This window comes from Sinobacterium norvegicum (assembly GCF_923077115.1).
Taxonomy (GTDB): Bacteria; Pseudomonadota; Gammaproteobacteria; order Pseudomonadales; family Sinobacteriaceae; genus Sinobacterium; species Sinobacterium norvegicum.
The window spans coordinates 151338-165088 of record NZ_CAKLPX010000001.1 but is presented as its reverse complement, the minus strand read 5'-3'; the positions used below and the strand labels follow the sequence as shown (position 1 = coordinate 165088).

Annotated in this window: 11 protein-coding genes; 5 read left to right on the top strand and 6 right to left on the bottom strand. The window is 52.0% G+C overall.

Features of this window, described 5'->3' with window-relative positions; all coding sequences use genetic code 11:
- Nucleotides 1–21 precede the first annotated feature (21 nt).
- Nucleotides 22–918 carry an LLM class flavin-dependent oxidoreductase gene (locus L9P87_RS00730; protein ID WP_237442761.1) on the bottom strand — a complete coding sequence of 299 codons (897 nt, stop codon included), beginning with the start codon at nt 916–918 and terminating at the stop codon, nt 22–24.
- A 212-nt stretch (nt 919–1130) separates the two neighbouring features.
- Here L9P87_RS00730 and L9P87_RS00725 point away from each other — a divergent pair, with 212 nt between their 5' ends.
- Nucleotides 1131–2198, top strand: coding sequence for an NAD(P)H-dependent amine dehydrogenase family protein (locus tag L9P87_RS00725; protein WP_237442760.1), 1068 nt, complete (start codon nt 1131–1133; stop codon nt 2196–2198).
- Here the strand turns inward: L9P87_RS00725 and L9P87_RS00720 are convergent.
- The 4 genes from L9P87_RS00720 to L9P87_RS00705 form a co-directional block, all read right to left on the bottom strand.
- The gene (locus L9P87_RS00720) at nt 2188–2922 is read right to left on the bottom strand and encodes a tRNA (adenine(22)-N(1))-methyltransferase TrmK (protein WP_237442759.1); all 735 of its coding nucleotides are present in this window, start codon (nt 2920–2922) and stop codon (nt 2188–2190) included. The genes L9P87_RS00725 and L9P87_RS00720 overlap by 11 nt on opposite strands.
- Before the next feature lie 139 nt (nt 2923–3061).
- Entirely contained in the window at nt 3062–3727 is a 666-nt protein-coding gene (locus tag L9P87_RS00715) for an SDR family oxidoreductase (RefSeq protein ID WP_237442758.1), read from the bottom strand.
- Nucleotides 3728–3840: 113 nt separating this feature from the next.
- Nucleotides 3841–4143, bottom strand: a complete 303-nt coding sequence (locus L9P87_RS00710) for a DUF6122 family protein (protein ID WP_435531790.1) — start codon at nt 4141–4143, stop codon at nt 3841–3843.
- A 269-nt stretch (nt 4144–4412) separates the two neighbouring features.
- Nucleotides 4413–5624 (bottom strand): ammonium transporter, encoded by a 1212-nt coding sequence (locus L9P87_RS00705; protein WP_237442756.1) that lies wholly within the window; start codon nt 5622–5624, stop codon nt 4413–4415.
- Between the two features lie 388 nt (nt 5625–6012).
- On the opposite strand from L9P87_RS00705, the gene L9P87_RS00700 reads away from it, so the two are divergent.
- Nucleotides 6013–6882, top strand: a complete 870-nt coding sequence (locus tag L9P87_RS00700) for a phytanoyl-CoA dioxygenase family protein (RefSeq protein WP_237442755.1) — start codon at nt 6013–6015, stop codon at nt 6880–6882.
- 170 nt (nt 6883–7052) lie between these two features.
- Nucleotides 7053–9452 carry a penicillin acylase family protein gene (locus L9P87_RS00695; RefSeq protein WP_237442754.1) on the top strand — a complete coding sequence of 800 codons (2400 nt, stop codon included), beginning with the start codon at nt 7053–7055 and terminating at the stop codon, nt 9450–9452.
- A 119-nt stretch (nt 9453–9571) separates the two neighbouring features.
- Here the strand turns inward: L9P87_RS00695 and L9P87_RS00690 are convergent, their stop codons facing one another.
- Entirely contained in the window at nt 9572–11314 is a 1743-nt protein-coding gene (locus L9P87_RS00690) for an alkaline phosphatase D family protein (protein WP_237442753.1), read from the bottom strand.
- A 284-nt stretch (nt 11315–11598) separates the two neighbouring features.
- Between L9P87_RS00690 and L9P87_RS00685 the strand changes: the two genes are divergently transcribed.
- Together L9P87_RS00685 and L9P87_RS00680 are read left to right on the top strand one after the other, a co-directional pair.
- Nucleotides 11599–12621, top strand: a complete 1023-nt coding sequence (locus L9P87_RS00685; RefSeq protein WP_237442752.1) for a medium chain dehydrogenase/reductase family protein — start codon at nt 11599–11601, stop codon at nt 12619–12621.
- A gap of 119 nt (nt 12622–12740) precedes the next feature.
- Complete coding sequence (locus tag L9P87_RS00680) at nt 12741–13442, top strand: SDR family NAD(P)-dependent oxidoreductase (RefSeq protein WP_237442751.1); 702 nt, start codon at nt 12741–12743, stop codon at nt 13440–13442.
- Nucleotides 13443–13751: the final 309 nt, after the last annotated feature.

Genomic DNA, 13751 nt, shown 5'->3' with positions numbered 1-13751 from the left:
ACCAATCACCGCTGGCTCGCCTCAGGCAATACCCGCCCGCTGTAACAGCGTTTGTAGTTGCTCTAGCTCGGCCACCTCCGCCGAGGCCGGCACCATAAATAGTTCATCACAGCCCACTTCTGCCAATGCCTCGACAGCGATAGCAACGGCTTCATTACTGTGGCGGGTCATCGACTGCGCCGTCTGCTTAGCCTGCTCTTCACCAAAGGTCAGCAAATAGTGGTAGACATAATTTTGTAAGATCTGCTCGCTGCCCGGCACCAGAGAAAACCAAAAACCACCGGCAAAATATGGCGATTGCTGTCGCCCTGCCTGTTGCCATTTCTGCTCTGCCATCCGCTTAAAGTGACGGGTTAACGAGGCATCACCATCCATGGCAAAGGCATAGACACCATCGGCCCACTCGGCCGCCCGCGCCATCGGTTTTTCACCCATGACACCAGCAAGAATCGGAATATGCTGCTGCACCGGCGTCGGACCCACCTCCACTCTGCCATCCTGTTCACTGTCGTGGTAACCGCTTTGCCAGATCGATCGCATCTCAGCAATCTGCTGATCCATACGTTGATGGCGACGGGTAAAACTGGCGCCGACAGTATTGTAATCAGCCTCGCGCCCGCCGACGCCAACAACCACGGAGACTCGCCCCCCGGACAGCACGTCCAGTGTCGCGATCTCCTTTGCCGCCCAAACCGCATTGTGCATTGGCAGTACATAGAGTGAGGGAACAATTCTAACCCGCTCGGTGGCCGCCGCCGCAAAGGCCAACATATTTCGCATCTCGAGGGTGTAACCGGTAATCCGCTCGCCGCAGGATATGGCGTGAAATGGCCCCTCATCGGCACGCTTACACCACTGTAAAATACGGCTTCGATCCAGCTCTTTTTCCATATAAGGCAGGCATAAACTTATTTTCATCGCAGCTCCTTGTTGTTTCTATTGTCAGTCTCTTTGATCAACAGTTTATGGAAAGACACCACTATTTGATATCAATATTCATTACATTACCGACATAAAAGTCGGTGTTTTTTAACCGCCATGATAGGCTGTATACACAATGTATTATCAACAAAATAGCGGTTTGTTTTTTTGCGCCGCACAATAATAAAAAATGAATAAATGGGTCATCTATGGGTATCAAAGTCGTCACCTGGGGCACAGGAAACGTTGGCTGCTATGCCGTCCGCGCTATTATTAATCACCCCGAACTCGAATTAATTGGACACATTGTCAGCAGTGAGGAAAAGGTCGGCAAAGACGTTGCTGAACTCACTGGGTTGGAACAGCCTACCAGCGTTATCAGTTCTAACAATATCGATGAGGTATTGGCACTACAGCCCGACTGTGTCTGCTATACCGCACATTCTGAAACGCGATTAATAGAGGCGGCCGCCGATCAAGCCAGGTGTTTGGCTGCCGGCATTAATGTCGTCGCCTCCTCCCTTTTTATGCTGCAATACCCTGACAACCCCGACGTTGCCTTTATCGCCGACCCGATCAAGGCCGCCTGTCAACAAGGTAACAGTACTTGCTTTAATAATGGTATCGACCCCGGCTTTGCCAACGATACGATGCCGCTGTTGTTCACTGGTCTCAGTGAATACTGGCAGACAATTAGAATGCAAGAAATTATCAATTACGCCACCTATGAGCAGGAACATACTATTCGCGAGGTAATGGGTTTTGGCCACCCCATCGACCATCCCTGCATGTTGTTTGAACCCAATATGCTGTCCATGGCCTGGGGCGGTTCGGTACGCTCAGTTGCCGCCGGTCTTGGCGTCGAACTCGACCGCGTTTATGAGGTGCACCAGCGATTACCTCTGGAAGATGATATTGAAAACGCCATGGGTGTGTTCAAAAAAGGCACCACTGGCGCCATGCGTTTCGAGGTCCGTGGTGTCATCGATGGCCGCGATGCCATCGTACTCGAGCACATCACCCGCCTCTGTGACGATGTAGCCCCAGCCTGGCCCCATGGCAAGGGTTATAAGGTGATTATTGAGGGCGAGCCGAAAATGGAAATCAGCATGGAGATGGAAGACAAAAACGGCGATCATGCTGTCGCCGGCGTTATTCAGACGGCGACAGCCATCGTCAACGCCATTCCTGCCGTCGTCAACCACCCCCTGGGCATGGTGGCGGCGTTAGACTTAGCCAAAATCACTGGCAAGGGACTCTATCGCCCTAAGTCGTAACCTCGTTCCAATCGGCGCCAAAGCAGTGCTGGTAATAGACAATGGTCTGACGCAGCGACTCACTGTCCTGGCTGCGTTGCTGCTGGCGGTAGTGCTTTAACAGTTTCGCCTGATAGCGTCTGTGCATGGCGTTGTCAGCCTGCCACATTGCACCGACAGGGCTGATTATTGATGCGCCTGCCACAGGTGTCCCGCGCAAGTAAAGACACTCATACTGACGCCCCCGGTCCTCGACAATAACCTCCTCTACCAGCGACATCCGCTGCTGCCCGAGGTATCGGCGCAAATCGTAGACATAATTGGTGGCGCAGAGTATAAAATCGAGTTCGGCGGCCGCATTATTTTTTTGAATGCCCTGCAACATCTCAATAATTGCTCGACCACCCACACCGGCGATGATCACGCAGTGTTTGATGCTGCCATCGAAATGTAGCTCGCCCACATCGGCGGTAATGACCCGGTAACTGTCGCCGCCATGGCGCTGTAAAACCGTTAATAATTCCTCGGTGATATGGGGGATTTGATCGACGAAATAACAGCGCTGAAACAAGGCACTGGCGACGAGATTAAAGCCAAGGTAGCCGTGGTCGCAGCAACAATCCCAGACACTGTGATACTGCTGCTGCGCTTGATTATCGACTAATTGACGATGAATTTCAGCCAGTCGCGGCGTCAGTTTTGGCGCGCTGATGGCAACAAACTGCGAGGATATATCGGTGGGCATAACATGGCGTCGATGAGGATGGAGCGAGCATTATAAACCCTCGGCCCGGCAAACCCCAGCGCCGCCGGCCCTCTACCGAGCCGACACACTCCTCCGCCCCAAGGGCGGTAGTAGTCGACAGCAATATTGTTACCATCTGCTACCAGGGTAAAACATCACCGTTGGAGTGCCAAAAAGTGCCGGTATTGGTCAAGTCCAATTGTTCGATACGCACCATCAAACGCTGCGCTGCTTCTGCTGGCGAAATATCACCGCTGAAACCGATCATTCTTGTCGATACCAGGCCCGGATGCAGAATGGCAACGCTTATTCCGCAGGGTTTTAAGTCCTCGGCCAGGCTCTTGCTGGCGGCATTGAGTGCTGCCTTCGACATGCGATAACCGTAACGTGAACCCGAGGTGTTGTCGCCAATAGAACCCATACGACTGGTAATCATTGCTATTTTACTGCCCTCATTAAGACAGGGCAGCAGCGCCTCGGTCATTCGCAACGGGCCAAGGGCGTTAACTTCCCACTGGGTCTGAATGCGATTAAAACACAGATCGTCGAGGCTCTCATTCGTCAACAAGCCGGCACAATTGATCAGAATATCAATGCTGCGCCCCGCCAACTTACTTTTTAACCGGTCGACCGATTCCGGCTGCGTCACATCGACATCGGTAACCACCTCACAGTCGAGAGCGGCCAATGCATCGCTGCTACTACGGCAACAGGCCGTCACCTGATTGCCCTGTGCCAAGTATTGTTGCGTCATAGCCAAACCAATACCACTGGCGGCACCGGTGATTAACACTGTCTGAGTCATGGGGTTAATCCTGATCCTCTGTTCATATCTGGCCAGAATATAACGTCTGGCCGAGGCTGTGAAGCCTGGCGGGGTGATATGACGCACAGCAGGGGCCTATCAACAAAAACGGGTTACATCATCCAGATGCCGTTAGTCCACTGACAGTCGATAGCGTCGAGCGCCATGTGAATGACCAAGCCTATACCGACGTACCGCAACTTAGGGATAAAACAGGCGACGGCATACAACAGCATAGGCACAGTTTGATGTAGCGGATGAAAACCGATACTGCAGCGCAGCGGGTCATAAATAGGTGTCGCCAACAGATGATCAACATCGACAATCATGGTGGCCATCATGATCAGGTAGGCCTTTTTCCAATCGCGGCGAAAAAACAACACGGCAACAATCAGCGGCACCAGTGCATGTAATATTAAGTGGATAACAAGACCCCCTGAAGCGAGCAGAAAAAGTGCCTACCCTACTGATCGAACAGGATTAATCAAAGAGCCGACAGTAAAAATCAGCCATAAAAAAAGCCGCATCTGCGGCTTTCGTAACATCCCTAGTCATCGCCAACATCCGTATTAGCACGTACCTCCTTGGTACGTCTTAATTATGGCTTAACCAGGTTTATATGCCATTAGACATAACGGTCACGCAACGTGAGAGATCTCCCACATCGCGTGACCTATGTCACACTTTATTTGCTTTTATTCACCGCGCTGATCTTATGAACCGCCAGGTCAGCACCCATATACTCCTCTTCCTCGCTCAGGCGTATACCGACGACCTTATCGATCACAAAATAAACCACAAAGCCTGCCACAACGGCGAAGCCAATGCCGGCCAAGGTACCAACCAACTGGCTCATAAAGGTAACACCGCCCATACCACCGAAAGACTCAAGGCCAAAAATACCCGCTGCAATGCCGCCCCAGGCGCCACACACACCGTGCAGTGGCCACACACCCAGCACATCATCGACACGGTGTAGCTTGTTTTGAATGTAAGAGAACATCATGACGAATAACACGCCAGCAACCAAACCGGTGGCCAAGGCACCAATGGGGTGCATTAAGTTAGAGCCAGCACAGACTGCAACCAAACCGGCCAGTGGACCGTTATGAATAAAACCAGGGTCTTTGCGACCGGCAATCATCGACGCAATAATGCCGCCGACCATGGCCATTAATGAGTTAACCGCCACCAGACCGCTGATACCGTCTAAGGTCTGAGCCGACATCACGTTAAAGCCGAACCAACCGATACAGAGAATCCAGGCACCCAAACCAAGGAAGGGAATGTTGGAGGGGGCGAAGGCAATCAGACGGCCATCGCGCTCACGGCCACGTCGCATACCCAGGACAATGACGGCAGACAGGGCAATCCAACCACCGACACCGTGTACGACAACAGAGCCGGCAAAATCATTAAATGGCGCGCCAAAAGTGGCCTCAAGCCAATCCTGGAAGCCAAAGTTACCGTTCCAAATAATGCCTTCGAAGAAGGGGTAGACCAGGCCTACCACAATGGCCGAGGCGATCAGCATTGGATAAAAACGGGCTCGCTCAGCCACACCACCGGAGATAATGGCCGGGATGGCAGCGGCAAAGGTCATCAGGAAGAAAAACTTAACCAGTTCATAGCCATTGTTTTCGGCCAGTGCTGGCGCCCCCTGGAAAAAGGTCACATCATAAGCAACCCAGTAACCAACAAAGAAGTAGACGATGGCAGAGACACCAAAGTCAGTCATGATTTTAACCAGGGCGTTCACTTGGTTTTTGAGACGGACAGTACCGACTTCCAAGAAGGCAAAACCTGCGTGCATGGCAAAGACCATGATCGCGCCCATTAAAATAAAATAGGTATTGCTGCTCGATACCAACGATTCTACTGCACTAGTAATATCCAAAATATTTCCACCCTTAGCTTTGCACCAAACCGTTGCACTACGCACCATTATAAAGCACCACCATCAATCCAACCTATCGACCAATGGGTGACAGTCTCGTTAAAAAAACGGACTATTGTCGCTTTTACTCTCTTCTATCGGTGCGCCGCTCTTATTTGAGGCACTTATTACGCTTTAATTGTTTTTAATAGAGCATTCCGCCCGTTTACGCACAGATATAAAGCATTTTCCGTGCCAAAAAAAGCCTTCAATTAGTGCGATTTTAATTACAGCAACAAAACAATTCCGTTAGTTAGCCATCGACACCGCTCAGCGGATGCGTTTGTGACCCTCGGCTTTTGTCCTTATACTGGGCGAATTAACAACGCTATAAATGACGGACACTATTTTGCCGAACACTTTGCAGATCCAAAATCAGCCACTCGTCGTCTCCCGCAGTGATGAAGACGCAGTATTATTGCAGCAGCGCTTCCAACATTACGGCTATCTCTATTTTCAAAACCATGTCGACAAGCAAAAGTGTCAGCAGCTAATGCTGCAGTTTTTGGACGCACTCTCCCCCCACATTGTGCTCGACCCGCAGACCGGGCTACCGGCACTGGGCGGTGAACCGTTTTTCGAGACCGACCCCATCTGGGATCAGCTCTACCCAAAAATCCAGTCGATGGAAGCGTTTCACGATTTCTTCCATCAAGCGGATCTGCACCAGTTAATGCAGATCGTTGCCGGCGACAAGCCCTTTGTCTACCCGATGAAAATGGCGCGGATGGCAACACCGAAAAAAATCGGCTATGAAACGCCGCCCCATCAAGACGCCCACTCACATCAAGCGGGAGAAACCATGGCTGGCATGTGGGTGGCATTGCACGATGTCACCACTGAAATGGGCCGACTCAAGCTATTGCCCCACTCCCATAAAAAAGGTGTCAGACCTGTCTTTGAGGCGCAGGGGGTTGGCGGCATACAATGTGAAATTTATGATGACGAGACTCTTTGGCACACCTCAGACGTTAGCCAAGGCGACGTGATTATCTTCCATTCGTGCTGCGTCCATAAGGCCGAGCCAAACACCGCCCAATCGGCGGCAAGGCTGAGCATCGATACCCGATTCTGTGATTACGGGGCACCGCTGTGGTCACTCAACCTCGAGCCTCATCACGGCTGGCGTATCGACGACCTCGATTGGTCAAACATTTATAAGGACTGGAAAAACCAACACCTCCAATACTACTGGCAGGACTACCCCAATACCTTTTGATAGCCGTCGCAGAACAGAGCGATGGCACCCAAAACACTTTTTGACAGCCTTTGTGACAGCGGCCTATGGATTTATGACGGACGTATGTTTAAACTGTAAACTTACAGCCATTTTTGACCAAGTGGCTAACAATAAAAGCGTACGACGCAATAGTTTTACAAGGCATAACAATGAAAATGAAACTCCTTAGTGCCGCGGTTTTTGCCGTGGCGCTCTCCGGCTGCTCCAACGACAGTGATTCTGACGTCAACGACTCAGCCCCTGAGTTCGGTACGGCTCTCTACAGTGCCGACATCACCGAAACCGAACACGGCATCCCGCACATCAACGCCGAAGACTGGGGCAGCCTGGGCTACGGCTATGGCTACCAATACGCCAAGCAAAACCTCTGCGTATTGATGGAGGAAGTCGTGCGCGCCAACGGCGAGTCTGCCCGTTATTTGGATGGCAATATCAACGAAGACTTTGTCTACCGCTACTACAACAGCGATACCAATATTCAAAGCAACTTTATCGACAAGCTGGACCAGGATGCCCGTGATGTAATGGATGGCTATACCCTGGGTATCAACCGCTACATAGAGGATACCGGCGTCGACAATATTGCCGGCAGCTGTCAGGGCGAGCCCTGGGTGCGACCACTCAACCAGCTAGATAACTACAAGGCACTGCACAAGCTATTGATCCGTGCCAGTACTGGCCCGCTCGCGCCCTTTATCTCGGCGGTCAACGGCCCGGCAGAGAGCGTCGCCAACGCCCCAATGGCCGACCTGTTTCAACAACTTGCCCTCAATACCGATGCCTTCGACATGCCCAAGCCTGAACAGATGGGCAGCAACGCTTATGCCCTCGGCGGCAACGTCACCGAAAATGGCAGTGGCTTGCTACTCGGCAACCCTCACTTCCCATGGTCTGGACGCCTGCGCTGGTATATGGCCCACCTGACCATCGATGGCGAATACGATGTCATGGGCGCCTCGCTGCACGGTTTCCCACTGATTAACATCGGCTTTAACAAGGACATCGCCTGGACACACACGGTGTCAACCGGTCGTCGTTTCAGCTTCTTCGAGCTGCAACTCAACCCTGACAACCCAATGCAATATGTCTATGGTCAGGATGATGCCGGTGCCGACATCTATCGCGACATTACCAGCGAACAGGTTACTGCTGAACAGGTCCGTGACGATGGCAGTATCGAGACCGTCGAAAAGACGCTGTACTTCTCCCACTATGGCCCGATTGTCGATCTCGGTGGCGTCAGCGATCTACTCGAAGGTTGGCCAACTATTTTGAAGTCGGTGTTTACTGTTCGCGACGTCAACCTCTACAACACGTGGGGCTTCGATACTTGGCGCGGTATGGGCCAGGCAGAGAACCTGGATGAGGTTACCGAGGCTGCCGCAAAGATGGGCAACCCATGGACCAATACCATTGCCGTCGACCGTGAGGGTAACTCAATGTATGGCGATATCAGCACCCGTCCCGGCATCACCCAATGGCATTTCGACAACTGCGTCAAAGGACTGGCAGCCCCCTCGTTGACCGATGAAGGCTACCCCACTCTCGATGGCTCAGACCCAAGCTGTGAGTGGGCCACCGATGCAGACTCTCCCGCCGATGGCGTCATGGGGGTGAGTCAGCTACCGGTGTTACAAAACCGCGACTATGCTGCCAACTCTAACGACAGCTACTGGCTGAGCAACCCCGACAGCCTGCTGACCGGCTTCTCGCCAATTATCGGTAACGAAGAAGTTGAGCAATCGACCCGCACACGCTTGGCCTTTGTACAACTACAAGACCGACTCGACGATAACGACGGCCTGGCTGGCGGCGATAAATTTACCAACGAAAATGTCAGAGACATTATGTTTGGCAGCCGAAATCACGCCGCCGAATTGATTCTCGATGGCGTGCTCGATGTTTGCGCTAACACCACCAGCGCCGATTGGGGCAGCGAGGCGGCTGACGCAGAGCACGCTTGTCAGATACTCGATGATTGGGACCGTGAATCCGATGTCGACAGTGTCGGCCACGCGCTGTTTATTGGCCTGTGGGCTGAACTCGACCGAGAAGCCGGCTTCTGGCAGAACGATTTCGACCCCGCCTACCCAGTGACCACACCCAATACCATGAACAGTGGCGATGCGACAGTCATCGCGAATACCCGTGCAGCCCTGCTGGCTTCTGTGGCAGAGCTCAACCAAGCTGGTATTCCGCTTGACCGCCCTTGGGGTGAGGTACAGTACAGCGAACGCAATGGCGATAAAATTGCTATTCATGGCTCCAACGGTGTTGGCTTCAGCGTTATTATCTCGGACTTAATCGATGGCGAAGGCTATAGCAATATCGAACACGGCAACAGCTATATGCAGGTTGTTGGCTTCGATAGCAGCGACTGCCCCGATGCTAATGCACTGCTGTCCTACTCGCAATCGGTCAATGAAGACTCGCCTTACTTCGACGATCAAACCAAAATGTACAGTGCAAAGCAGTGGGTCGATATGCCCTTCTGCGCCAGCGATATCGAAGCACAGCAGATTGGCGAGACAATGACGCTGAGCAACTAAGCGTCAGCGTTTGACATCTCGATAGCACTGAGCCGCCAGGCTCAGTGACACAAAAAAGCCCTGTCAGCAGATGCTAACAGGGCTTTTTTTATGCCGGCAGCACAGGCGTTATCCTACCGTTAAAGCAACACCAACTCTGGCGTACCTGCCACTGTTTTCATCGCTTGCTTGCGGTCATCATCCAGCGTATAGGTTTCACTCTTAACGGTGTCGATAAAAAACCACTCAGAAGTCGCCTCATCCGGTGTAAAGGTGGTGATAACAAAGCCACGCTGGGCGACATTGACATAACGCAGGTCGTCGGCCAGCGTCTTAAGTAACCCCTCTGTCACGCCTGCCACGCCCAAATCATCACCCAGGGATAAATATTCCTCCAGACCCGGACTGCTTACCGAGGCGGTGGCAAACTCAACGCCGACGGTATCGCCGTTGTTGTTGACCAGATCATTAGCCCAGGCATTATGACTATCGCCAGCCAGTACAACCAAATTCTTGCCGCTGTCTTTGGCCGTGGCATAAATAGCCTCACGCTCACCGTCATAACCGTCCCAGGCATCGAGATTGTAGGGAACCACCGTGGTGACACGCTTTATTTCATCCTGGGTCAGTGTCACATCACCATCGATGTAGCGCTGCTTTAAGCCGGCAAGCTCGATAAACGCAGGAAATAAAGTATCGGGGTTAGGGTCTAGTATCTGCGACTGTAATTCAACCGGCAGCGTCAGCTTACCCATCAACACCTGCTGGCCTAACACCTGCCATGTGGCGCTAGAAGTCTGCATCGCCGTCTGCAACCAGTTTAACTGTGTGGCACCAAGTAGCGTACGATCGCTGCTTTGCACATCGCTGTTAAAACGCGCCAAATCGGGCGCGTTATAATCATCCAACTGGTAATCGGTATAATCAATTTGCTCATCGCGGCCGATAATTCGGGTATCCAGCATGTGTAAGCTAAGCAGGTCACCAAACTCAAAGCTGCGATAGATAATTTCTTCATCACCCTCGCTGGCCGGGCGCACGGGCATCCATTCAAACCAGGCCTGCAGCGCGGCTAATTTACGATCGAGGTATTCACCCTCACCGGCCTCTGGGTTATGGTTCTCAGCACCCTCACGCCAGCTGTCATTGGCCACCTCATGATCATCCCAGATGGTAATAAAAGGCTGTTTACGATGCAGTGCCTGCAGATTTTCATCGCCGCGATAGTGCGCATAGCGGTTGCGGTAGTCGTCGAGTTCAATACATTCTCCGGCATTGCCTGCAGCGAACTGACGGCCCAAGGCCTCGGCATCTTCGGTGGCATAGTCACCATCGGCATACTCATAGATATAGTCGCCCAGGTGCAGTACCGCATCGATGTCATCGAGGGCGGCAATTTCACCGTAGGCATGAAAGTAACCGGCGGGGAAATTAGCACAGGACACCACGGCCAATTTGGCTTGCTCTAGACTGCCCTCGGGCAACGTCTTGGTTGTCCCCTCGGCAGAGGTGGTGCCATTAGCGCGGAAACGGTAATAGTAAACAGTGCCCGATGACAGGTTTTGCACATCAATTTTAACGGTAAAATCTTTACTGCCATCAGTGGTGGTCGAGCCATTATGGATAAGGTCGTCGAAACCACTATCGGTGGCCACTTCCCAATCGACCGTGACCACTGCATCGGTGTCATTGGGCAGGGCTCGCGTCCAAAGAATGACGCTGTCGGCCAACGGGTCACCACTGGCAACACCTTGCGCAAAACTGACGTTGTTATCGTCGTCGCTATCGCGATCAGCACAACCCAGCAAGCCGGTGGAAACAACCGCGGCGCCAACGCCCATGGCGGATAGCCTTAAAAAATGTCGACGTGATATCTGTTTCATCTACTTCCATGCCTCTCATTATTATATATAGGTCGCACACTAGCAGTGATCAATGACAGCCAGGTGACACCGAACACATTAAGATAACAGACCGGTCGCTGCAAACCTTTTTGCCAGTCAGTTGTCACTTTATCCACCTTACCAACTATTAACACGAAATAGCGCCAAAACATTCATCTGTTTGGCACCAATCACCGTACTATAGAGGTAACAAAAACACTGTCTACGATGGACAACATTACAGCAACGGCAGTGAACAACAATAATATGCAGGAATAAAGCCCATGGCTTACCAGAAAATCATCGTCAGCGAGTTTGGCGGCCCCGAGGTGTTAAAACTCAAGCAGGAACTGCAACTCCCCGAGCCCAAGGCCAACGAGATACGCGTCAAGGTACTCAGTGCCGGCACCGGCTTTACCGACACCATTATTCGCCAGGGCCAATATGTCGATAACAAAGAAAAGCCGCCCTTTGTGCCCGGCTATGACTGGTATGGTGTGGTCGATAAGATTGGCCACAATGTCAGTCGTTTCAAGGTCGGCGACAGCGTCGCCGACTTATCGATGATCGGCGGCTACACTCAATACCTTACCGTCGATGAGCAACAGGCCATTGCGGCACCCGACGGCTTAGACCCTGCCGAGGCGGTGGCAATGATACTGTCCTACGGCACCGCCTACCAGATGATTAAACGCGTGTGCCCTGTTCCCACCGGTAGCACGGCGCTGATTCATGCCGCCGGTGGTGCTGTCGGTTCTGCTATGTGCGAGCTCGGTCAATTACTCGGCATCAACATGATCGGCACCGCCTCCCAGGGTAAACATCCGCTGCTACAGCAATTCAACTGCCAGGCCATCGACTATCAAAACGAAGACTTTGTCAGCCGCGTCGATCAGCTTACCGATGGCCAGGGTGTCGATGTTGTTTTCGATACCATCGGCGGCAAAAACTGGGGACGATCTTACCAATGCCTGAAAAAAGGCGGCACGCTGATCGGCTTCGGCGCCTATCAGCTCACCTCCGGTGAAGAGAAACTACCTTCATTACTGTGGGGATTTTTCAAATTACTGGCTGGCTGGAAACTGATTCCCGACGGTAAGCACTCCTGCTTCTTCAACATTCAACAGCGGCGTATCAGTCACCCTGAAGAATTCAAAGAGGATATGGCAGAGTTATTTGGCTGGCTTAAAGAGGGCAAGCTCAAACCGGTGATTGCCGATCGTCGCCCCCTGAGCGATGCCGCTGAGGTGCATCGCCAAATAGATAATGCCGAGATCACCGGCAAGACTGTGTTGATCTGTCAGTAACGTGATAATGGTGTGGTGAGTAATGTCACCCTCTTTTGATCTGGCACGTTAAACCCGACAGCTCAACTCTGTTAGGCTGTGGCGACGCTAAAAGGCATTTTTATATAAGGGTTTACGGCATGAAAAAATTAGCATTGGTAACGGGTGGCAACAAGGGTATTGGCCTGGCTGTCAGCCGGCTATTGCTGGACAAGGGCTTTGGCCTGATTATTCTGGCGCGCAACGTCGACGAGTTTGAGCTGGCCGATCATCCGGATGTCAAAGCCATCGCCTTCGACCTCAGCCAAATCGATGCCATTGCACCGTTAATTGACTCGCTGCCCCCCATCGATGTACTGGTCAACAATGCCGGTATTATGCTGTCACTGCCCTACGATGACTATCCTCAGGCATCCATCGAGCAGACACTACAACTGAATATCGCCGCCCCCGTCGCCCTGATTACTGCGGTATCCGCTGCAATGCGCCAACGCGGCGGCGGACGCATTATCAACAACACCTCGATAGCCGGGCATATTGGCCACCCCGATATCTGGTACGGCGTCAGCAAGGCCGGGCTGATCAATGCCACCAAAAGCTTTGCCAAGCTGCTCGGCGGCGATAATGTGCTGGTCAATGCCGTGGCTGCCGGCCCAGTCAATACCGATATGCTGGCGTCGATCGACGACAGTCGTAAGGCCGCGATCAAGCAAAATACCATTGCCGGTCGTTTCGCCGAGGCCGAAGAAGTTGCCGAGACTATCGTCTGGCTGGCCACCGATGCCCCCAGCTATTTAAACGGCACCATCATCGATCTCAACAACGGTAGCTTTCCGCGCTGATCAACATGGCGGCAGACGCCGCCATTTTTTAAAAAAATAACGGTAAAAATTGGCTGAAAATACCGAGTCAGTACAATTACCTAGCCCCTAAAATCCCTCACAGAAAACAAACTAAGATACTGTTTAATACAGATAATTATCGAAAAATACAATACTCGAAGCACGCCTAAAAATAAAAATATAATTCTTTATTAAAAATAAGTTGCTCAGCCGAAAACTATACGATAAATTCGCCAAAATCGCGTCTCATCGAGATTATTCTCGTTATTAGAACGGTATTTTGCACAGGCTAACCAGCCTATTATTATC